This window comes from Helicobacter pylori, assembly GCF_014498195.1.
Taxonomy (GTDB): Bacteria; Campylobacterota; Campylobacteria; order Campylobacterales; family Helicobacteraceae; genus Helicobacter; species Helicobacter pylori_DO.
This window is the reverse complement of the sequence record NZ_JACTGH010000008.1, coordinates 38925-61132: the sequence shown is the minus strand read 5'-3', so window position 1 is coordinate 61132 and position 22208 is coordinate 38925. Positions and strand designations below refer to the sequence as shown.

The following is a 22208-nucleotide window of genomic DNA, read 5'->3' as shown; positions in this document are numbered from 1 at the left end:
AAGCATGTTTATAGACACGCATTGCCATTTGGATCACAAGGATTATGAAAACGATTTAGACGAAGTGTTAAAAGAAAGTTTAGAAAAAGGCGTTACTCAATGCGTGATTCCGGGCGCGGACATGAAGGATTTGAATAGAGCGGTAGGGATTAGCGAAAAATTTGAAGGCGTGTTTTTTGCCATAGGCGCTCACCCTTATGATGTGGAAAGCTTTGATGAAAATTTGTTTGAAAAATTTGTCAGTCATCAAAAATGCGTGGCGATAGGCGAATGCGGACTGGATTACTACCGCTTGCCTGAATTGAATGAAAGAGAGAGTTATAAAAGCAAACAAAAAGAAATTTTCACCAAACAGATTGAGTTTTCTATCCAACACAACAAACCCTTGATTATCCATATTAGAGAGGCGAGTTTTGATAGTTTGAATCTTTTAAAAAGCTATCCTAAAGCTTTTGGGGTGTTGCATTGCTTTAACGCTGATAGCATGCTTTTGGAATTGAGCGATCGTTTTTACTATGGGATAGGAGGGGTTAGCACTTTTAAAAACGCTAAAAGACTGGTAGAGATCCTCCCTAAAATCCCTAAAAACAGGCTTCTTTTAGAAACGGATTCGCCTTATCTAACCCCACACCCTTTTAGAGGCACTAGGAATAGCCCCACTTATATCCCTTTAATCGCTCAAAAAATTGCCGAAATCATCCACATAGAAACTGAAGAGCTCGCTTCTTTAAGCACGCATAACGCTCAAACGCTTTTTAACTTCCCCTAAAATTAGGGCTGTGTTAGAAAGCGTTATTCAAGTTTAGTTATAATCAAGGCTATTTTAAAAGCTAGATTAATTATTAGGATATGATGCCAAAAAGAATGAAGTGTTTTAGTCAAAAATGGTTGGTTTTTTTTGTTGCCCATTGGCTTTTGTTGGCTTCTTTAAGTCATGCGAAGATGGCTTTTGAATCTAATATTGACACCAAAGCGTTAGAGGCTTTTGGGGTCAATGCGAGCTTTTTATCCCAAATGCCAGGCGTTTTAAAAAAGGTGAATAAAGAAGAGGAATGGAAAAAGTTAGTCAAAAGATTTGATGTGAATTACCAATTCATCCCTATCATTAAAAACATGCTCATAGAAGCGAGCGTGCCGCAAGAATTTTTATTTTTAGCCATGGCCGAATCTAAGTTTTCATCAAGGGCTTATAGCAGGAAAAAAGCGGTAGGGATTTGGCAATTCATGCCAAGCACGGCCAAAGAGTTAGGGCTTAAGGTCAATCATTACATTGATGAAAGGAGAGATCCCATTAAAAGCACTCAAGCGGCGATCACCTATTTGAAACGGCTCTACAAACAAACCGGGGAGTGGTATTTGGTCGCTATGGCGTATAATTACGGCTTACGAAAGGTTCAAAACGCTATTAAAGCCGCCGGCACTTCAGACATTAAAATTTTGTTAGATGAAGATAAAAAATACCTCCCTAAAGAGACACGAGAGTATATCCGCTCCATTCTAAGCCTAGCGTTAAAGTTCAATAGCCTAGACAACCTCAAAGATAAAGAGTATTTGCTCAATCGTGGGGCGAGGGTGAGTTTAGTGGGCGTCCCGTTTAAAAGGCACACTTCTTTAGTCCAAGTGGCCAAAAATTTGAATTTGAGTTTAGAAACCTTAAAATCTTACAACCACCAATTCCGCTATAATATCCTGCCTTCTAAAGACCCCACCTACACCATTTATATCCCTTATGAAAAACTCGCCCTTTTCAAACAACGCCAACTCAAACAAAATAAAAACGCTCAAGCTAATCCTAAAAACCCTTTCATCACCCATGTGGTCTTGCCTAAAGAAACCTTATCTTCTATCGCTAAACGCTATCAAGTCAGCATTTCTAGCATCCAATTAGCCAATAACCTCAAAGATTCTAGTATTTTTATCCACCAACGCTTAATCATCCCCACTAACAAAAAGTTACTCGCTACAAGGGAATTTTAATGGGTTGGGCGTTGAAAAGAGTTTGTTTTTTAGGCGTTGTTTTTTTGATTAGCGCTTGCGCGGTTAAAAAAAATGGGGTAAAGAATTTGTCTTACAAGCATGAAAGCTTGCGCGCTTATGAAAACGCTAAAGATTATGACCCAACAACCAAAAAAGCCACCTATAAACGCAATTTTTTTGAACGCCATTTCAAACACCACACCGATTCGCAAGGTAACAATACAAAACAACCCCTAGATAACGGCATGCGCGATTCTAGCGCGATCCAAAGAGCCACCATGCGCCCTTATCAAGTGGGGGGTAAGTGGTATTACCCCACTAAAGTGGATTTAGGCGAGAAATTTGATGGCATTGCGAGCTGGTATGGCCCCAATTTCCATGCCAAAAAAACCAGTAATGGGGAAATTTATAACATGTACGCCCACACCGCCGCGCACAAGACTTTACCCATGAACACCGTGGTGAAAGTCATCAATGTTGATAATAATTTAAGCACCATTGTGCGCATTAATGATAGAGGGCCTTTTGTGAGCGATCGCATCATTGATTTGTCTAATGCGGCCGCTAGGGATATTGACATGGTTAAAAAAGGCACAGCCAGCGTGCGTCTTATTGTTTTGGGTTTTGGTGGGGTTATCTCCACGCAATACGAACAATCCTTTAACGCCAGCTCTTCAAAGATCTTGCACAAGGAATTTAAAGTCGGCGAGAGCGAAAAAAGCGTGAGCGGAGGGAAATTTTCTTTGCAAATGGGGGCTTTTAGAAACCAAATAGGCGCTCAAACTTTAGCGGATAAATTGCAAGCAGAGAATAAGAATTACAGCGTCAAGGTTGCTTTTAAAGACGATTTGTATAAAGTTTTAGTTCAAGGGTTTCAAAGCGAAGAAGAGGCTAGGGATTTTATGAAAAAATATAACCAGAATGCGGTTTTAACGAGAGAATGATTAAGTTATTGCTTTTAGATGTGGATGGCACGCTCACAGACGGATCGTTGTATTTTGATGAAAATTTTCACGAATTCAAGGCTTTCAATGTCAAAGACGGGCTTGGCATGACGCTATGGCAAAAATTAGGCAAAAAAATCGCTATCATTACAGGAAGAACTTCAATCATGGTGAAAAAACGCATGGAGAGTTTGGGCGTTCAGTTTGTTTTTATGGGCGTTGAAAATAAAAGCGTGGTTGTGGAGCGGCTCAAAAAAGACTTGCAATTGAGTGCGCAAGAAATCGCATGCGTAGGCGATGATTATAACGATTTAGGCATGTTTAAGGCATGCGCTTTGAGTTTCGCCCCTTTTGATGCGCACCCCTTGCTTAAAAGCAAGGCCTATAAAGTGTTGCAAAACTCAGGGGGTAAGGGGGCCGTTAGGGAAGCGATTGATTATCTTTTAGAATTAGAAGGTTTGCAAGATGAAGCGCTCAAGCTTTACCTCTAATAGCGTTTTAAATTTTTTTGTGGTTTTGTCTTTCATCACGATAGGGCTAGTGTTTTTCTTTTTGCGTTCCCAACCCACTAGCGTGGTCTCTAAAGAAAATATCCCTAAAATTGAATTAGAAAATTTTAAAGCGTTTCAGATCAACGATAAGATCCTTGATCTGTCCATAGAAGGCAAAAAAGCTCTACAATACGATGATTACGAAATCTTTTTTGATTCCAAAATCAAGCGCTATGATGAAGACACCATTGAAAGCGTTGAATCCCCTAAAGCCAAGCGGCAGCAGGATTTGTATTTCTTCCCTAATGGGGTTACTTATAAAAGAAGCGATGATTCCAGTTTTTGGAGTGAAACAGGGATTTACAACCATAAAGAGCAAAATTTTAAAGGCAAGGGCCGTTTCATTCTCACTTCAAAAGATAGCAAGATTGAAGGGCTTGACATTTCTTATTCGCATGCTTTAGCTATTATTGAAGCTCAAAGCATTCAAGCGTATTTATTCTTAGATGAAATCAAACAAAGCCAGAAAGAAAAGAAAAAACTCCCCACTTTCAAAGGAGGATTTTAATGCGTTGGTGGTGTGTTCTTGTGTGTTGTTTTGGTATTTTAAGCGTGATGAGCGCTCAAAAAACAGATAATAAAGGTTTGAAAAAAGAAAGAGAGCTTTTAGAGATTACTGGCAACCAATTTGTGGCGAACGACAAAACCAAAACCGCCGTTATTCAAGGCAATGTGCAGATCAAAAAAGGTAAAGACCGGTTGTTTGCGGATAAAGTGAGCGTGTTTTTAAACGATAAACGAAAGCCAGAGCGTTATGAAGCCACAGGGAACACGCATTTTAACATCTTTACAGAAGATAATCGTGAAATCAGCGGGAGCGCTGACAAGCTCATTTATAACGCGCTGAATGGGGAATACAAATTATTGCAAAATGCGGTGGTTAGAGAAGTGGGGAAATCTAATGTCATCACCGGCGATGAAATCATTTTAAACAAAACCAAGGGTTATGCTGATGTGTTGGGGGGCGCGAAACGGCCCGCTAAATTTGTGTTTGATATGGAAGACATTAATGAAGAAAATCGTAAGGCGAAACAAAAAAAGAAGGACGCTAAGGCAAAACCATGATTGTCATTAAAGACGCTCATTTTCTCACTTCTTCTAGCAATCTTTCGCAATGCCCTGCGAGCCTGACTTCTGAAATGGTCATTTTAGGGCGCAGCAATGTAGGTAAAAGCACTTTTATCAATACTCTATTAGGAAAAAATCTCGCCAAAAGCTCAGCGACGCCTGGAAAAACCCGTTTAGCGAATTTTTTTTCCACCACTTGGGAAGATAAAGAAAACGCTTTAATAACAACCTTTAATGCGATTGATTTGCCCGGGTTTGGCTACGCTAAAGTTTCTAAAAGCTTGAAAAAAGAATGGGAGGGGTTTTTATGGGAATTATTGAGCGTTAGGGTTTCTATCAAGCTCTTTATCCACTTGATAGATGCGCGCCATTTGGATTTAGAAATTGACAAAAACGCCAAAGAAAGCATTCAAGCCCTTTTAAGGCCCGATCAAGCCTATCTCTCTCTTTTTACGAAATTTGACAAGTTGAATAAAAACGAACAACACCGCCTTTTTTTAAACGCCCCTAAACCCTTTTTAATCAATACCACCCATTTTAACGCCCTTTCTTCAAAATACCCAACCCTTGAAATAGTGCGCCAAACCTTATTAAAACACTTGCTCACTAACCCTTTATAAGCCACAAGAATGCTCTCTTTAAAACAAGATTCTTTTTTTTTCTTATGTTTAGGGATCTTTGGTTTTTATTTTTATAGCCTTTTAAGGGACTTGATGCCTTTTTTACCCCCTATGATTGGGTTTTTATTTTTGTTTTATGCGAAAAAATACGACCATTTTCTGCCAAGTTTGAGCGTGTTTGGTTGCTTGTTTTGGTTTGAAAGCATGCATTTAAAGACTTTAGGCGTTTTAGCTTTATTGTTTTTAATCTACCATCAAATCGTCTATAAAAACTCTTTAAAGTTTTTTAATGACGGCTTTTTATTCAAAACTTTGCATGCGTTTTTTATTTATTATCTCTATCTATCGCATTTTTTTTCTGTGTCTTTGGGCTTGAAAACGCTAGGTCTTTTCGCTCTTTTTGCACTCATAGAGGGCGCTTTGTGGGGTTTAAATGAAAAGTCTTCGCTATAAGCTTTTGCTCTTTGTTTTTATAGGGGTTTGGGGGTTATTAATCTTAAATCTGTTTATTCTAAGCGTTAAAAATCAAGAATACTATGAAAAACTGGCCGAACGCAACATGACCAAAAAGGAATTTTTAGTCCCTACAAGGGGCAATATTACAGACAGAAACCATGAGTTTTTAGCCATTAATGAATTGGTGTTTGGCGTGTTTTTGCCCAGCAGATTGAAACAAAAAGAGCTTTTAGAAAAAATTGAGGTGATCCAAAAGTTTTTCCCTAATTTTTCCAAAGAAACGCTTTTAAACAATTACCAAAAAGAAAATTCGCTCTATAACCATAACCTCATCAAAGTGGTGGGCTTCATTCCCTATGCCACCATGCAATCCCTTTATACCAAACTCATCCAAACTCAAGGCATTTTTGTGCGCCCTTTAGACAAGCGCTACTACCCTAATAACGCTTTAGCTTCGCATGTTTTAGGTTATGTGGGGGTGGCAAGTTTGCAAGATTTAAAAGACGATGAAGAGAATCAATACAGCCAGATTGTAGGCAAAACCGGCATTGAAAAAGAATACAACAAGCTTTTACAAGGCAAGGTGGGTTATAAAATCGTGCATGTCAATGCACTCAATCAGGAATTAGCCACCTTAGAAGTCGTGCCACCAAGCGCCAATAACCACTTGCAATTGAGTTTAGACAAACGCTTGCAAAAAGAAGCGGACAAGCTCTTTGAAAATAAAAGGGGGGCTATTTTAGTGATGAACGCAGAAAATGGGGAATTGCTCGTTGCAGGAAGTTACCCTGAATACAATTTGAACGATTTTGTGGGCGGGATCAGTCAAGACAAATGGCAAAAACTCCAAGATGATATTTATAACCCCTTATTAAACCGCTTCGCTAACGCTTTATACCCGCCGGGATCTGTGGTTAAAATGGGCGTGGGCTTGAGCTTTTTAGAAAACCTTCATATCACAGAAAACACCACCATACCCACCCCCCCTTTTATTGAAGTGGGTAAGCGCAAATTCAGGGACTGGAAAAAAACAGGGCATGGCAATTCTAATTTGTATAAAGCGATTAGGGAGTCCGTGGATGTGTATTTTTATAAATTTGGGCTTGAAATCTCTATAGAAAAACTCTCTAAAACCTTAAGGGAAGTGGGCTTTGGGGAAAAAACGGGCGTTGATTTGCCGAATGAATTTGTGGGGATTGTGCCGGATAATTTGTGGAAGCTCAAACGCTTCAATCAAGACTGGCGCGTTGGGGACACGCTCATTACCGCTATTGGGCAAGGCTCTTTTTTAGCCACCCCCTTACAAGTGCTAGCCTACACGGGCCTCATTGCGACAGGCAAACTGGCGACGCCTCATTTTGCTATCCATAACCAACAGCCGCTCAAAGATCCCTTGAATAGCTTTCAAAAAAAGAAACTCCAAGCCTTGCGCGTGGGCATGTATGAAGTGTGCAACCATAAAGACGGCACGGCTTATCATTCCACAAGAGGTTCTAAGGTTACTTTAGCGTGTAAAACCGGCACCGCGCAAGTCGTAGAAATCGCTCAAAACATCGTCAATCGCATGAAAGAAAAGGATATGGAATATTTCCATCGATCCCATGCGTGGATTACGGCATTCTTGCCCTATGAAAAACCCAAATACGCTATCACTATTTTAGTAGAACATGGGGAGGGAGGGTCAAAACTGGGGGGGTTGTTAGTGAAAATGAGCAACAAACTCTATGAGCTTGGCTATCTTTAATAAACCCCAAATCTTTTCAAAAACGCATTAACCCAAACGCTAAAGACAATCAGCCAACTTGTTTCCAACTGATTCTATCGCTCTATAACTCACTCAGTCTAATAATTGTTTAAAACTAGCCTCTATTAGAGGAAAATCTAAAAGGGTAACTTCAGTTAGATTTAGGCTTGTTGTATTTTTGGCTTTATTCTAATCAAATGTTGATAACTAAAGTCTTATTTAATGTTTTTTAAAAAATGGTTTTTAGTCAATCGCTTCATTGTTTAAAATTTTTTAATAGCAACAATTTTTCTGATAGGGGGTTATTTTGCGCCATTCCTCCCCCCCCTCAATCAATAGCACTTTTTAAGAAATTATCGCTTGATTAGCGCAAGCTCTTTTCGTTTTATTTTAAAAATACTTTTAGTATTTTTGATCAATGTCCAATGAGAACAAAGCCTTTTATTAGCGCCTAAAACACCCCATTCATCTTAAAGATGAATTTTATCCAAATGGCTTAAAAAGCCGGGATAATCGCCCCTTTATAGGTATCCAAAATAAATTTCCTGGTCTTTTCGCTTTGTAAGGCTTCAATCAGCGCTTTTATGGCTTCATCTTGCGCGTTATCCTCACGAGCGGCTACAAGATTAGCATAAGGCGAGTCCTTGTCTTCTGAAAATAAGGCTCCGGTGAGTTTTGCTTGCAAGGCATAATTCCCTGTTACAATAGCCCCATCCACATCCCCTAAAACTTTAGGCAATAGCGCGGCTTCTAAAGGCTTGATTTTGATGTTGTAAGGATTTTTGACAATATCAAACTCCGTAGCGTATAGATTGCTTGGGTCTTTGAGAGCGATAAGGCCTTGTTTATGGAGTAAAATCAACGCCCTGCCTTGATTGGCCGGATCGTTTGGCACGGCAATCACTGAGCCTTTTTTAAGGTTTTTAATGTCTGTGATTTTTTGAGAATAAAATCTTAAAGGCTCCACATGGATATTGGCCAAACCAACAAGGTGCATTTTTCTGTCCAAATTAAATCTGTCCAAATAAGGGCGGTGCTGGAAGTAATTCGCGTCTAAAGAGCCGTCATTGAGCGCTAAATTAGGCAACACATAATCCGTAAAAGACACGATCACTAATTTGATCCCTTTCTCTTTCAAATCGTCCACGACTGATTGCAAGATTTGCGCATGCGGCACAGGGTTAGCGCCCACTTTAAGCTCACGAGTGATTTTGTGGTTTTCTTTTTTTTCTTTGTGGTGTTTGGCGTCTAAAAGGTTAAACAAACCTAAAGCAATTACCCCCACACTAATAATACGCTTGAATGCATTCATAAAAACCCCTTTATTAAAAAAATTAATTCAAAAATGATAAAAAGATAAAACGATACGAAAATTTTAGAAACTGGCAAAGAATAAAAAGAAAAGGATTCAACCAAGAAAAACGAAGTTTCTCTTGATCAAACAGCGAATCAAACCATTAAAGGTTAATGGAATTTTCTTTAAGATATTCTGCAACGCCTTGATGAGTCGCTTTCATGCCTTTATCGCCTTTTCTCCAACCTGCTGGGCATACTTCGCCATGTTCTTCAAAGTGTAAGAGAGCGTCTACCATGCGAAGCATTTCATCAGCATTCCTACCCAATGGCAAGTCATTGATCACTGCGTGTCTTATTTTCATGTTTTTGTCAATCAAAAAAGCACCTCTCAAAGCGATCGCTTCTTCAAACAGCACATCATAGTCTCTAGAAATGCTCTTAGTAATATCAGCCACCATAGGGAAAGACACTTGACCAATACCGCCTTTTTCCACAGGGGTGTTTTTCCATGCGAAATGCACTTGTTCGCTGTCAATAGACACGCCAATCACATTAAAGCCTTTTTCTTGGAAGTCTTTCACTCTTTTGTCAAACGCAATGATTTCTGTAGGGCATACAAAAGTAAAATCTTTTGGCCAAAAGAAAAGAATCGCACCGCTTCTACCTAAATTTTTAGAAAGCTCAAAGTGTTCATCAACCTCATTGTTTCCTAAAACGGCAGGTGCTTTAAAGTCTGGGGCAAGTTTTGTAACTAACATATACAACTCCTTAAGTGTTTTAAAATTTTGTTGGATCAAAATTAAACCTAAAACAGATTTAATTTATTATGCTTTCCACTCAATCAGCGGAAACATGGTGGAGTATAATCTTAAAAAGTTAATGAAAAAATATTTTCTTTAATATTTTAGGATTTTGTGAAAAATAGTTTCATTTTTACTGCTTGTATTTCCTTGAATAGTGTTATAATCGCTTCATAAATCATACGAAAGGAATTGTCATGCTAATCGCTCGCTTTAAAAAAGCTTTAATCTCTTATTCTTTAGGTGCACTTATTGTTTCATCGTTATTAGGCGTGGCTAACGCTTCAGTGCAAGAAGTCCAAGTCAAGGATTATTTCGGGGATCAAGCCATCAAGCTTCCTGTTTCTAAAATAATCTACTTGGGTAGCTTTGCAGAAGTGCCTGCTATGCTCCATACTTGGGATAGGGTCGTGGGTATTTCGGATTACGCTTTTAAATCTGATATTGTTAAAGCCACTCTCAAAGATCCTAAACGCATTAAATCCATGAGCAGTGATCATGTGGCGGCGTTGAATGTGGAGCTTTTAAAAAAGCTTGGTCCCGATCTTGTGGTAACCTTTGTGGGCAACCCTAAAGCGGTAGAGCATGCGAAAAAATTTGGGATTTCATTCCTTTCTTTCCAAGAAAAAACCATTGCAGAAGTCATGGAAGATATTGACGCTCAAGCTAAAGCCTTAGAAATTGACGCTTCTAAAAAACTAGCCAAAATGCAAGAAACTTTGGATTTTATTGCTGAGCGTTTGAAAGGCGTTAAAAAGAAAAAAGGGGTGGAGCTTTTCCATAAAGCCAATAAAATCAGCGGCCATCAAGCCCTTGATTCAGACATTTTGGAAAAAGGGGGCATAGACAATTTTGGCTTGAAATACGTCAAATTTGGGCGCGCTGACATTAGCGTGGAAAAAATCGTTAAAGAAAACCCTGAGATTATCTTTATTTGGTGGATAAGCCCGCTTAGCCCTGAAGACGTGTTAAACAACCCCAAATTTGCTACCATCAAAGCCATTAAAAACAAGCAAGTTTATAAGCTCCCCACAATGGACATTGGCGGGCCTAGAGCCCCGCTCATTAGCTTATTTATCGCTTTAAAAGCCCACCCTGAAGCGTTTAAGGGCGTGGATATTAATGCGATGGTGAAAGACTATTATAAAGTGGTTTTTGATTTGAATGATGCAGAAGTTGAGCCCTTTTTATGGCATTAATTTTTAAAAAAGGCTGATATTTTTTAGCCTTTCGTGTATCGCGCTAGGCTTAGAACAAGCCCTATAGCGATACAATTCGCTAAAAGCGAACTCCCTCCATAGCTCAAAAACGGCACTGCAAGGCCTTTAACCGGAAAGATTCCGCCCACCCCAAAAGCATTAATCACCAAAGAAAACCCTAAAAGCAGCACCACGCCCACGCAAAATAGCGAATATTTTGGCTCTTTCAAGCGGTTAGCGATCCTAAAAATCAAAACAATCATGACAGAAAACAAAATAAAACAAACGCATAACCCCAAAAACCCCCATTCTTCGGCGATCCCAGCTAAAACCATGTCCGTATGCACTTCGCTCAAAAACCCAAGCTTGATTTGCCCAAGCCCAAGCCCTTGCCCTAATAACCCCCCATTATGCATGGCATTGCCTGCATGAAAGACTTGATAGGATTCGGGCAAGTCGCTTATTCTAAGAGCGTTCGCTAATTTGTCCGGCAAAAGCGTGAAAAGCGAATTTTGTAAATTAGACCACCATAATTTTAGGCGTAAAATCCTATGTTCGCTTGTAACAATCGCTAAAACGCTAATCGCAAACGCCCCTGAAACAATCAAGCCAAATAAATGCGTGCTCCCCCCAGAAAAGACCAATAACACCGCTAAAACCGCCCCCAAAAGAACAATCTGCCCCAAATCGTTTTGCAAAATCCCCACCCCAATCGCTAAGGCCACAAACACAAACGAATAAGGCACAAAAGCGATCAGCTCTTCTTTGACATTAGCCTTTTCTTTTGCCACAAAGGTGCGAGACAAACTCCACGCAAGAAAAAAGGTGAAACCAATCTTTAAAAACTCCAAAGGCGCTAGAGAGAAAAACCCCAAACGGATCCAGCGCTTCGCCCCCCCTGCGCTGCTGGAAAGGCTTTCTGGCAAAAAAAACATGCCAATAATAAGTAATGATGGGACAAAAAGGAGAAAAAACCCCAAACGGCTAAACCACTTGCTAGGATCAACCCTAGACAACCCCCACATGATAATAATGCCCATGATAGCGCTCACAAGCTGTCGTATAAAAAAATGGAATTCCCCATAATGATACAGCACCACTGTGGTGTAAGTTGAGAGCGAATAGCTCATCAATACCCCTAAAAAAATCAACAACGAAGCGCAAAAAAACAGGTTTCTGTCTGTAGTCATTAGGATTTCCTTATTTTGGTTTTTTGAATAGGCGTTATTTTAAGGTATTTTAGGGGTATTTTACACTATAATGGCTCTGAATTGGCTTATCGCTCCAACTTTAAGCATGCTGTGAAATTCATCGCATTCTTTAATGAGAAGCGAGAAAAAAGCGAGCCGATTTTGGAATGCTTTTTGCATGTTATTAATTTGCAAGGGTTTAAAAAAGGGGTTTTGTATGGATTTTTCTAAAGCGTTTGGGTTGGTTTATAAAGCGTTAGATTATAGGGCTTTAAGGCAGGATATGATCGCTTCTAACATCGCTAATGTGGATACCCCTTTTTATAGGCCAAAGGATTTGGATTTTGAAAGCGTTTTAGCGGAGAAAAAAGCGGAAATTTTTGAAAACCAATCCAGTAAAGTTTTGCCTTTAGCCCACACTAATCCTAGGCATTTAGACTTTGAAAATAGCGCTAAAGATGGGGCGAGCCTTTTTTTTAGAGATGGGCATTTGGCTAAGAATGATGGCAACAGCGTGGATTTAGACATTGAAACGAGTGAAATGGGCAAGAACTCTACCATGTATTTAGCCTTGAGTTCAGCCTTAAAAAAGTATCGAGGCGTGATCAATTACGCCATTGACTCTAGTAAGAATTTATAATTAGGAGAAAAGCATGTTTTTATCTTCTTTTGATATTAGCGGTTATGGTTTGTCCGCCCAACGCTTAAGGGCTAATTTGATTTCTTCTAATATCGCTAACGCTAACACCACGCGCACGAGCGAAGGAGGCCCTTATAGGAGGCAAGAAGCGGTGTTTAAGGCTTTTGATTTCAATGAGATTTTAAACCAAAAAATCGCCCAAAACAATCAAATTACCCCCTATGAAGATCCCTTAGATGAAGGCGATGACAACCCCTTAATCCCCATTACAAGCGTGGTGGTGGATAAGATTGCGCGCGATGATAGCGAGCCGTTAATGAAATATGATCCCAGCCACCCTGACGCTAACGCTCAAGGCTATGTGGCTTACCCCAATGTGAATGCGGTGGTTGAAATGGCGGATCTAGTGGAAGCGACTAGGGCTTATCAGGCTAATGTTGCAGCCTTTCAAAGCGCTAAAAACATGGCGCAAAACGCGATTGGCATGTTACAAACATGAATGATTTGTAACAATTTATGGTAGTATAAGAAAATTTAGGTAGCATTAGCCAAAGATCAGTAGAATACAGAAATGAATAAGATATTTAATAGAGTTAAATTTTTAAAAAAGAGCTTAAGGAGGTTCTATGCAAGCCATACACAATGATAAAAGCTTATTGAGTCCTTTCTCTGAGCTTAACACGGACAACAGGACTAAAAGAGAAGAATCGGGTAGCACCTTTAAAGAACAAAAAGGTGGGGAGTTTTCTAAACTCTTAAAACAATCTATCAATGAGCTTAACAACACTCAAGAGCAGTCTGATAAAGCCTTAGCTGACATGGCGACAGGGCAAATCAAAGACTTGCACCAAGCGGCTATCGCTATAGGGAAGGCTGAAACGAGCATGAAACTCATGCTTGAAGTGCGCAACAAAGCGATTAGTGCTTATAAAGAGCTTTTAAGAACGCAGATCTAGTCTCTTAAGTGGCTTCTCTTTAAATGATCGCTTGGTCCTTTTTAAAGAGAGAGTTTGTTGTTGCTACACCCCATTTTAACAGGTTTTACCATCAAAAATTCATGTTCTCATGCGTTGTGAAAAACCGAAGCTACGCCATTTTCAAGTAAGCGTTCATGGATAAAAATAACATTGACTCCCACTCCAACCCAGAGCAATTCTTAGAAACCCAAAGAGACAAGGGCTCTGTTACAGCATTAATCTTTTTATTGCTTTTTATCGTTTTTTTAATGGTGGCTTTTAAAAAAGCTTTTTTTGCCCAAGCCAACATGCCCACTCTAGTGATGAGCAAACAAGACACTGCGACTAGAGGGACTATCTATAGTCAAGACAACTACAGCCTGGCCGCTTCGCAAACCCTTTTCAAACTGGGCTTTGATACAAGGTTTTTAAACCCGGATAAAGAAGATTTTTTCATTGATTTCCTTTCTATTTATAGCAATATCCCTAAAAAGTCCTTAAAAGACGCCATCAATACGAAAGGTTATATTATTCTAGCCTATGATCTCACGCCCAATATGGCCGCTAATATTAGGGACTTGAATAAGAAATTTTTAACCTTTGGGGTTTTTCAAAATTTCAAAGACATGCACGATAAAGTGTGGCAAAAGCAAGGGCTAAACATTGAAGTGAGCGGCGTTTCTAGGCATTACCCTTATCAAAATAGCCTAGAGCCAATCATTGGCTATGTGCAAAAACAAGAAGAAGACAAACTCACTTTAACTACCGGTAAAAAAGGCGTTGAAAAATCTCAAGATCATTTGCTTAAAGCCCAACAAAATGGCATAAGAACAGGCAAAAGAGACGTGAGTTTTAATTTTATCCAAAACCACTCTTACACAGAGGTTGAACGGCTTGATGGCTATGAGGTGTATTTGAGCATTCCTTTAAAACTCCAAAGAGAAATTGAAACCCTATTGGATAAAACCAAAGACAAACTCAAGGCTAAAGAAATCCTGGTGGGCATTATCAACCCTAAAAGCGGGGAAATCTTATCGCTGGCTTCAAGCAAGCGCTTCAATCCTAACGCCATTAAAACCAGCGATTATGAAAGCTTGAATTTGAGCGTTGCTGAAAAGGTTTTTGAGCCAGGCAGCACGATTAAACCCATTGTTTATTCCTTGCTGTTGGATAAGAATTTGATCAACCCTAAAGAACGCATTGATTTAAACCATGGCTATTACCAATTAGGAAAATACACCATTAAAGACGACTTTATCCCCAGTAAAAAAGCCGTTGTGGAAGACGTTTTGATCCAATCTAGCAATGTGGGCATGATAAAAATCAGTAAAAATCTCAACCCAGAGGATTTCTATAACGGGCTTTTAGGCTATGGATTTTCTCAAAAAACCGGCATTGATTTATCCTTAGAAGCCACAGGGAAGATCCCTCCTTTGTCCGCTTTCAAGCGTGAAGTGTTAAAGGGCAGCGTCTCTTATGGCTATGGGTTGAACGCGACTTTTTTGCAGCTTTTAAGGGCTTATGCGGTGTTTTCTAACGAAGGCAAATTGACTACCCCTTATTTAGTGCAACGAGAGACCGCCCCTAATGGCGATATTTACATCCCTAGCCCCAAACCCACTTTTCAAGTCATTAGCCCCAAAAGCGCTAGGAAAATGAAAGAAACCTTAATCAAAGTGGTGCGTTATGGCACAGGCAAAAACGCTCAATTTGAAGGGCTATACATAGGGGGCAAAACCGGCACGGCTAGGGTTGCCAAAAACGGGAGTTATAGCGCGGAATCCTACAACAGCTCTTTTTTTGGGTTCGCTGAAGATGAAAGGCAGGTTTTCACTATCGGCGTGGTTATCTTAGGCTCGCACGGCAAGGAAGAATATTACGCTAGCAAGATTGCAGCCCCCATTTTTAAAGAAATCACCGAAATTTTAGTGCGTTACAATTATCTCTCTCCCTCTATTGCGATTCAAAACGCTTTGGAGAAAAACCGCTTTAAAATAAAATAAAAGGCTCTTTTCAACCCAAACTCCAAAAAAGGAGTCTTAAGTTGCCGGCTCTGCGATTCGGGGCTAAATTTAGAGGCTAGATTAGAAAAGATCTGTTCAAGTTAGATTGAACCCAATTAAATAAAATGAGACTTGCATGATCCCTAGAAAGACAATCAAAACTAACCCTTAAACCAAAAAAGAATGCGGATTAACTTGTTATTGTAATTTAAACGCAAGGTTTACAATAGGCGAGTGTTCAAAATTTAATCAAAATAATGTAAAATTAGAGCAACTATGCCGATGTCTAGTGGCATCAATTCAAGCTAACTAAAAGGCGAATTTAAATGATTAAAAGCATAGAGATTGAAAATTACAAAAATTTCAAGCACTTTAAAATGGAAAATTTTAAATAAAGAAAGTTGAAAGGTTAGAATAAACAACCTTTAAAGGTTGTTTGCTAAAATCTCACTTCATTTGCAAAGCCACTTCTTCAGCGAAATTTTCTGCCTTTTTCTCAATGCCTTCGCCCAATTCAAAACGCACATACTCAGTGATTTTTAAATCGTCATTCCATTCTTTGGAACAATCAGCAACCACTTGAGCGATAGTTTTTTTATCGTCCATGACATAGAATTGCCCTAAAAGGGTCAGGCGTTGATCAATAAGGGTGTTATCAGCGATAAACCTTTCCATCTTTCCAGGAACGATTTTATCCCAGATTTTTTCAGGCTTGCCTTGCGCTTTTAATTCGTCTTCAAAAGCTTTCTTTTGATGGGCTAAAACTTCATCGCTCAATTCAATGCGACTCCCAAAAGTGGGGATGTTTTTTAAAGGTTTGCCCAAGCGTTTAGCCTCTTCATTGTCTTTTTCAATTTCAGCGATCAAGACTAAAGTTTCTTTTTTGACAAAATCAAGGCTAAAGTCTTTGCAATCTAATACTTGAGGTTTCATCGCTGCGGCATGCATAGCGATGTTTCGGGCTAATTCCACCACTTTTGGAGCGTTTTTCTCATTATCGTATTTTATACCGATTAACACGCCCACTCTAGCGTTAGAATGCGCATAACCATTGATGATATGAGAGCTAGGGGCTTTTAAATGAGCGATTTTTCTCACTAAAATGTTTTCACCAATCACAGCGATTTGAGAGTGCAAATATTCTTCAAAAGGCTTGTTGTCTAACGGGCTTTTAAGCAGTTCTTCTGGGGTATGAATGTTATGGGCTTTGATCGTTTCTAAAGTTTTTTTAACCAATTCCTTAAAGCCCTCATTTTTAGCCACAAAATCCGTTTCGCTATTGATTTCTACCATCATCGCGCTTTTAAAATCAGGCGCTACTTTTAAAGCGACCACGCCCTCAGCAGCGATCCTATCGGCCTTTTTAGCGGCTTTACTCAAGCCTTTTTCGCGCAAGAAATCAATGGCCTTTTGCAAATCCCCAGCCACTTCCACAAGGGCTTTTTTGCAATCCATCATGCCCGCATCGGTTAAGTCCCTTAATTTTTTGACTAATTGAGCGCTAATTCCTGACATTATTCGGCTCCTTGAGTGATTTCTTTTTGGATTTCAGCGAGCATTTCTTCTTTTTCTTCATTGCTCACATACTCTATCTCTTCGCTATTTTCATCCGCATGGACGATTTCTTCTTGCATGAGTTCTCGCCCCTCTAAAATCGCTTCGCTCATTTCTTTACAAAATAGCCTAATAGAGCGGATCGCATCGTCATTTCCAGGAATGGGGTAATCCACTAAATCAGGATCGCAGTTGGTGTCTAAGGGAGCCACGATAGGGATATGGAGTTTTCTTGCTTCAGCGACAGCGATTTTTTCTTTAGCCACATCAATCACAAAAATCATATCAGGGATTTTTTTCATGTGGCGCACCCCACCAAGATACTTATCCAGCTTTTCTTTTTTCCTTAAAATCATGAGCTTTTCTTTTTTAGTCAATAGATCAATTTGACCGCTATTTTCCATTTCTTCAATAATTTCTAATTTCCTAACCGACTTTCTAATGGTGCTAAAATTAGTCAGCATGCCACCAAGCCAGCGGTAATTGACATAAGGGACTTGAATGCTTTCAGCAAATTCTTTCAAAGTCTCGTTGGCTTGTTTTTTAGTGCCTACAAACATGATGCTCTTGCCTTGAGCGCTCGCATCGCGCACGATATTATAAGTGTATCTAAAATAGCGCAAAGTTTTTTGCAAATCAATAATATGGATATTTTTCCTAACGCCAAAAATGAATTTCTTGGTTTTAGGGTTCCAACGCCTTGTTTGGTGTCCAAAATGCACACCGCATTCTAATAAATCTTTCATGGTTACCATGAGAATATTCTCCTTAAAGTTATTTTGGTTCTCTTCCTCCATGCTCATTTGATTCTTAAATTCTTAAGAACACCTAAATACAAGGATTAGCATGTGTGAATTTGACGCTGTCTTTGCCTTGTTCCTAAAATGATAGAAAAAACGACAAAACCCTATGATTATAGCAAAAGATTAGGGTTTTTTAGCTTAAGTAAAAAAGGCTTTTAGGTTATAATAAAGACAAAACAGAAATTTTAGGATAGATCTCAATGGATACAAAAAGACAATGCATGGCTTTAAAGGCTTCAGCAGGGAGTGGGAAGACTTTCGCTTTGAGCGTGCGGTTTTTGGCCCTATTGTTTAAGGGGGCTAATCCTAGCGAGATTTTAACGCTCACTTTCACTAAAAAAGCCACCGCCGAAATGAAAGAGCGCATTTTAGACTATTTAAAAATTTTGCAACAAGAAAACCTTGAAAATGAAAAAGAAAAATCCCAAAATATCCTAAAAGAATTAGAAGAAAAATACCATTTAGACCCTAGCTTGGTGCAAAATAGCGCTCAAAAAATCTACCAACGCTTTTTAAACGCTGAAATTAGAATCAGCACCATTGATGCGTTTTTCCAAAGCATTTTAAGGAAATTTTGCTGGTTTGTGGGGTTGAGCGCGAATTTTGAAGTCAATGAAGACACCAAAGCGCACCAGCAACAGCTTAATGAGGGTTTTTTGAGCGCTTTAAATGGCGAACAGCTTGAAGAATTGAGCGCTTTTATCGCTCAATGCTTAAGTTATGAGAGTTACACAAGCGATTCCATTTTAGAGCGGTTGCGTTTTTTAAAAAACAAGCTCTATTTATTTGATCCTAATAAGAAAGAACCTGCATTTGATGAAGAGGGTTTTTTAGAAAAACTAAGGAGCTTAAACGAACAAATTCAAAGCATAGAAACAGCGTCAGATAGGGCTAAAACAGCCATTAAATGCGATAGTTTTAGGGGATTTTTAAACAGCTCTTTAACCTGGCTTGAAAAAAAGAGCGAATATCAATCTTTCAAAAAACTTAAAAGTGAAATCCCCACTTTAGAGAGGGAGTGCGAAGAGATTGAAAACGATTTAAAACGCTATTATGAAGCCAAAGAAACCGCAATATTTAAAAAATTCCCTAAATTCATCCAGCTTTATGATAACGCCACTTCTAAAATCCAAGCCCTAGATTTTGATGCGATTAAAGATAAGGTTCATGTCTTATTGAATGGTTATGAAGAAATGCCGGCGGAGTTTTTTTATTTCAGGTTGGACAGCAAGATTGCGCACATTTTGATTGATGAATTTCAAGACACGAGTTTGAACGATTATAAGATTTTAGCCCCTTTTATTGATGAGATTAAAGCCGGGATAGGGCAAGCAAAATGGCACAGGAGCGTGTTTTTTGTGGGAGATGTCAAGCAGAGCATTTATGCCTTTAGGGGGAGTTTTAGTTCCTTGTTTGAAAGCGTTTCTAAGGATTTTTACCACGATAATCTGGAATTCAACCACCGCAGTGCGCCTTTGATTATTAATTATGTGAACACCATTTTTAAAAAGGCTTATCAAAATTCCCCCACCACTTATTTGGAGCAAAAATACCCTAAAACTTCTCAAAATAAACATGTTACAGACGGCTATGTTAAAGTCTCTTTAGTGGCTGATGAAAGAGAATTGCTATTAGATCAGGTCTTACAAGAAGCTCAAAACCTTTTAGAGCATCGTATTGAGCCTAAAGACATTACCATTTTATGCGCCACTAATGACGACGCTTTAGAAATCAAAAATTATTTGCAAGAGCGTTTGAGTGCAATCCACCCAAGCACGGAATCTAGTGCAAAATTGTCTCAATTTGTAGAGTCTAAAATCATTAAGAACGCTTTAGAATACGCTCTAGCGGAAGAACCTTACAAGCCCTTTTATAAGCACAGCGTTTTAAAACTCGCTGGATACTTGCATGATGATGCGATCGCTTTAGCTGGTTTTAACCCCAAAAAAGAGAGCGTGGCAAGCTTTGTGTGGAAGGTGATGGAATTGTTTGAGCTTTATGGAGAGCCTGCGCAAAGCTGCTTGGAATTAGCGGTTGGGTGCGAAGACGCTGATGGATTTTTGGAAAAATTAGAGGCTAAAGCGATCGCTTCTTCCCATTCAAAAGGTGCACAGATCATGACCATTCATAAATCTAAAGGCATGCAATTCCCTTATGTGATCGTGTGCGAACGCTTGGGCAAGCCTAATTCAAGCCATTCCAATCAACTCCTTGAAGAATATGACGGCGCAGAGCTTCTTCGCCTTTATTACAGAATGAAAAATCGTGAGGTGGTGGATAAAGATTACGCTAGGGCTTTAGACAAAGAAGAAGCGGCTAAAAATCATGAAGAAACCAATGTGTATTATGTCGCATTCACTAGGGCTGAGTTAGGGCTGATTGTCGTGGCCAAAGACAAAAAAGAAAGCAAAAATAAAGGAATGCACGAAAAATTGGATCTTGTGCCTTTAGAAGAGGGGGAAATTATGCCGGTTATTTCTCCTCAAAAAGAGCCTTTAATTACAAGCACTCTCATCAAGCCCCATGCCTATGGCGAGCAAGTCCAAGAGATAGAAGAAGAGCCAGATAGCGATTATGAAAAGAATAACGACCAGGAAGCGATCAACTTTGGTATCGCCTTGCATAAGGGATTGGAATACCAATACGCTTATAACATTCCTAAAAAAAGCGTTTTAGAATATTTAAACTACCATCATGGTTTTTATGGTTTGGATTATCAGGCGTTAGAAGAGAGTTTAGAGCTTTTTGAAAACGATGCAGAGATACAAGCTCTTTTTAAAAATTATGCCTTAAGGGGTGAAGTGGCTTTTTTATTTGAAGGGGTTGTGTCTAGGATTGATGTTTTGTTGTGGGATAAGGGGCAAAATTTGTATGTTTTAGATTATAAAAGCTCTCAAAATTACCAGCAAAGCCACAAGGCTCAAGTGTCTCATTACGCTGCGTTTTTAAAAACTCAAGCCCCCCATTTTAAGATACAAGCGGGCATTATTTACGCTCATAAAAGACTGCTTGAAAAATTATGGGTTTGAAAATAAAAATTTTAAGGTTGTCTATGAATCTCAAAAAAACAGAAAACGCGCTCAGTGTGACGCTTAAGAACTTTATTAAAAGCGAGTCTTTTGGAGGGATTTTCCTCTTTTTAAACGCTGTTTTAGCGATGGTGGTGGCTAATTCGTTTTTAAAAGAAAGTTATTTTGCGCTATGGCACACCCCTTTTGGGTTTCAAATAGGGGATTTTTTTATCGGCTTTAGTTTGCACAACTGGATTGATGATGTTTTAATGGCGTTATTTTTTTTAATGATAGGCTTAGAGATCAAGCGAGAATTGTTGTTTGGGGAATTATCCAGTTTCAAAAAAGCTTCTTTCCCTGTGATCGCGGCTCTTGGGGGCATGATAGCTCCAGGATTGATTTATTTTTTTCTTAACGCTAACACGCCTTCTCAGCATGGTTTTGGGATCCCTATGGCGACGGATATTGCGTTCGCTTTAGGCGTGATCATGCTTTTAGGCAAGAGGGTGCCAACCGCCTTAAAGGTTTTTTTAATCACTCTAGCGGTGGCTGATGACTTGGGGGCTATTGTGGTGATCGCGCTCTTTTATACCACGAATTTAAAATTCGCATGGCTTTTAGGGGCTTTAGGGGTGGTTCTTATCTTAGCGGTATTGAACCGCCTGAATGTCCGCTCGCTCATCCCCTACTTGCTTTTAGGGGTGTTGCTTTGGTTTTGCGTGCATCAAAGCGGTATCCATGCGACGATTGCTGCAGTGGTTCTAGCTTTTATGATACCGGTGAAAATCCCTAAAGATTCTAAAAATGTAGAGCTTTTGGAACTAGGCAAACGATACGCAGAGACGAGTTCAGGAGTGCTTTTGACCAAAGAGCAGCAAGAAATCTTGCATTCTATTGAAGAAAAAGCGAGCACTTTACAAAGCCCCTTAGAGAGATTGGAGCATTTTCTAGCCCCCATTAGCGGGTATTTCATCATGCCCTTATTTGCGTTTGCAAACGCTGGGGTGAGCGTTGATTCTAGCATCAATTTAGAAGTGGATAAGGTGCTTTTAGGGGTTATTTTAGGGCTTTGTTTGGGCAAGCCTTTAGGGATTTTCTTAATCACTTTTATAAGCGAAAAGCTTAAAATCACCGCACGCCCTAAAGGCATCAGTTGGTGGCATATTTTAGGGGCTGGGCTTTTAGCAGGGATTGGCTTTACCATGTCTATGTTTATTTCTAATCTGGCCTTCACGAGCGAGCATAAAGACGCTATGGAAGTGGCAAAGATTGCGATTTTGCTCGGATCTTTGATTTCTGGAATCATAGGGGCTTTGTATTTATTTGCACTAGACAAAAGAGCGGCTTTAAAGAAATAGCTAAAAATGCTATAATTTGAGATTAAAACATCTTTTAA

At 39.4% G+C, this 22208-nt stretch carries 21 protein-coding genes and 2 pseudogenes; 18 read left to right on the top strand and 5 right to left on the bottom strand.

Annotated features, from left to right (window positions below; all coding sequences use genetic code 11):
* The first annotated feature begins 4 nt into the window (after positions 1 to 4).
* The 9 genes from H7N67_RS04905 to mrdA all read left to right on the top strand — a co-directional run bounded on the left by H7N67_RS04905 (position 5) and on the right by mrdA (position 7360).
* The gene (locus tag H7N67_RS04905; protein ID WP_000469304.1) at positions 5 to 769 is read left to right on the top strand and encodes a TatD family hydrolase; all 765 of its coding nucleotides are present in this window, start codon (positions 5 to 7) and stop codon (positions 767 to 769) included.
* 83 nt (positions 770 to 852) lie between these two features.
* Positions 853 to 1977 carry a lytic transglycosylase domain-containing protein gene (locus H7N67_RS04900; RefSeq protein WP_187939247.1) on the top strand — a complete coding sequence of 375 codons (1125 nt, stop codon included), beginning with the start codon at positions 853 to 855 and terminating at the stop codon, positions 1975 to 1977.
* Positions 1977 to 2921, top strand: a complete 945-nt coding sequence (locus tag H7N67_RS04895; RefSeq protein ID WP_187939246.1) for a septal ring lytic transglycosylase RlpA family protein — start codon at positions 1977 to 1979, stop codon at positions 2919 to 2921. Before H7N67_RS04900 ends, H7N67_RS04895 begins: the two co-directional genes overlap by 1 nt.
* Positions 2918 to 3412, top strand: a complete 495-nt coding sequence (locus tag H7N67_RS04890; RefSeq protein ID WP_050841497.1) for a KdsC family phosphatase — start codon at positions 2918 to 2920, stop codon at positions 3410 to 3412. Before H7N67_RS04895 ends, H7N67_RS04890 begins: the two co-directional genes overlap by 4 nt.
* Entirely contained in the window at positions 3387 to 3980 is a 594-nt protein-coding gene (locus H7N67_RS04885; protein ID WP_147745687.1) for a hypothetical protein, read from the top strand. The genes H7N67_RS04890 and H7N67_RS04885 overlap by 26 nt, the downstream gene beginning before the upstream one ends.
* Complete coding sequence (gene lptA, locus H7N67_RS04880; protein ID WP_187939245.1) at positions 3980 to 4537, top strand: lipopolysaccharide transport periplasmic protein LptA; 558 nt, start codon at positions 3980 to 3982, stop codon at positions 4535 to 4537. The genes H7N67_RS04885 and lptA overlap by 1 nt, the downstream gene beginning before the upstream one ends.
* On the top strand, positions 4534 to 5160 hold the full coding sequence (gene yihA, locus H7N67_RS04875) for a ribosome biogenesis GTP-binding protein YihA/YsxC (RefSeq protein WP_001937540.1): 627 nt from the start codon (positions 4534 to 4536) through the stop codon (positions 5158 to 5160). The genes lptA and yihA overlap by 4 nt, the downstream gene beginning before the upstream one ends.
* A gap of 9 nt (positions 5161 to 5169) precedes the next feature.
* Complete coding sequence (locus tag H7N67_RS04870; protein WP_187939244.1) at positions 5170 to 5613, top strand: hypothetical protein; 444 nt, start codon at positions 5170 to 5172, stop codon at positions 5611 to 5613.
* Positions 5594 to 7360 carry a penicillin-binding protein 2 gene (mrdA, locus tag H7N67_RS04865; RefSeq protein WP_187939243.1) on the top strand — a complete coding sequence of 589 codons (1767 nt, stop codon included), beginning with the start codon at positions 5594 to 5596 and terminating at the stop codon, positions 7358 to 7360. Before H7N67_RS04870 ends, mrdA begins: the two co-directional genes overlap by 20 nt.
* A 496-nt stretch (positions 7361 to 7856) precedes the next feature.
* On the opposite strand, the gene H7N67_RS04860 is transcribed toward mrdA, so the two are convergent.
* Complete coding sequence (locus tag H7N67_RS04860; protein WP_150202284.1) at positions 7857 to 8672, bottom strand: MetQ/NlpA family ABC transporter substrate-binding protein; 816 nt, start codon at positions 8670 to 8672, stop codon at positions 7857 to 7859.
* Between the two features lie 145 nt (positions 8673 to 8817).
* Positions 8818 to 9414, bottom strand: a complete 597-nt coding sequence (locus H7N67_RS04855; RefSeq protein ID WP_187939242.1) for a peroxiredoxin — start codon at positions 9412 to 9414, stop codon at positions 8818 to 8820.
* A 239-nt stretch (positions 9415 to 9653) separates the two neighbouring features.
* Between H7N67_RS04855 and H7N67_RS04850 the strand changes: the two genes are divergently transcribed.
* Entirely contained in the window at positions 9654 to 10655 is a 1002-nt protein-coding gene (locus H7N67_RS04850) for an ABC transporter substrate-binding protein (RefSeq protein ID WP_187939241.1), read from the top strand.
* A 23-nt stretch (positions 10656 to 10678) separates the two neighbouring features.
* Here the strand turns inward: H7N67_RS04850 and H7N67_RS04845 are convergent, their stop codons facing one another.
* On the bottom strand, positions 10679 to 11845 hold the full coding sequence (locus H7N67_RS04845; protein WP_187939240.1) for an FtsW/RodA/SpoVE family cell cycle protein: 1167 nt from the start codon (positions 11843 to 11845) through the stop codon (positions 10679 to 10681).
* A 159-nt stretch (positions 11846 to 12004) separates the two neighbouring features.
* On the opposite strand from H7N67_RS04845, the pseudogene flgB reads away from it, so the two are divergent.
* From flgB to H7N67_RS08245, 6 genes and pseudogenes are all read left to right on the top strand, one after another.
* Positions 12005 to 12485, top strand: a pseudogene (gene flgB / locus H7N67_RS04840) (flagellar basal body rod protein FlgB).
* 13 nt (positions 12486 to 12498) lie between these two features.
* Positions 12499 to 12984 carry a flagellar basal body rod protein FlgC gene (gene flgC, locus H7N67_RS04835; protein WP_000480088.1) on the top strand — a complete coding sequence of 162 codons (486 nt, stop codon included), beginning with the start codon at positions 12499 to 12501 and terminating at the stop codon, positions 12982 to 12984.
* Positions 12985 to 13111: 127 nt separating this feature from the next.
* Positions 13112 to 13441, top strand: coding sequence for a flagellar hook-basal body complex protein FliE (gene fliE, locus H7N67_RS04830; protein ID WP_001147918.1), 330 nt, complete (start codon positions 13112 to 13114; stop codon positions 13439 to 13441).
* A gap of 23 nt (positions 13442 to 13464) precedes the next feature.
* Entirely contained in the window at positions 13465 to 13590 is a 126-nt protein-coding gene (locus H7N67_RS04825) for a transcriptional regulator (protein WP_080223727.1), read from the top strand.
* A gap of 6 nt (positions 13591 to 13596) precedes the next feature.
* On the top strand, positions 13597 to 15444 hold the full coding sequence (locus tag H7N67_RS04820) for a peptidoglycan D,D-transpeptidase FtsI family protein (protein WP_187939239.1): 1848 nt from the start codon (positions 13597 to 13599) through the stop codon (positions 15442 to 15444).
* A 326-nt stretch (positions 15445 to 15770) separates the two neighbouring features.
* Positions 15771 to 15836: pseudogene (locus H7N67_RS08245) on the top strand (AAA family ATPase); the annotation flags it as partial.
* A 55-nt stretch (positions 15837 to 15891) separates the two neighbouring features.
* Here the strand turns inward: H7N67_RS08245 and tsf are convergent.
* Together tsf and rpsB are read right to left on the bottom strand one after the other, a co-directional pair.
* Positions 15892 to 16959: a translation elongation factor Ts gene (gene tsf, locus H7N67_RS04815; protein ID WP_187939238.1), complete on the bottom strand. Its 1068-nt coding sequence runs from the start codon at positions 16957 to 16959 to the stop codon at positions 15892 to 15894.
* Positions 16959 to 17753: a 30S ribosomal protein S2 gene (gene rpsB / locus H7N67_RS04810; protein WP_000258279.1), complete on the bottom strand. Its 795-nt coding sequence runs from the start codon at positions 17751 to 17753 to the stop codon at positions 16959 to 16961. Before rpsB ends, tsf begins: the two co-directional genes overlap by 1 nt.
* Positions 17754 to 18001: 248 nt before the next feature.
* Between rpsB and H7N67_RS04805 the strand changes: the two genes are divergently transcribed.
* Positions 18002 to 20830 (top strand): RecB-like helicase, encoded by a 2829-nt coding sequence (locus tag H7N67_RS04805; RefSeq protein ID WP_187939237.1) that lies wholly within the window; start codon positions 18002 to 18004, stop codon positions 20828 to 20830.
* Positions 20831 to 20853: 23 nt separating this feature from the next.
* Entirely contained in the window at positions 20854 to 22170 is a 1317-nt protein-coding gene (gene nhaA, locus H7N67_RS04800; protein WP_187939236.1) for a sodium/proton antiporter NhaA, read from the top strand.
* Positions 22171 to 22208: the final 38 nt, after the last annotated feature.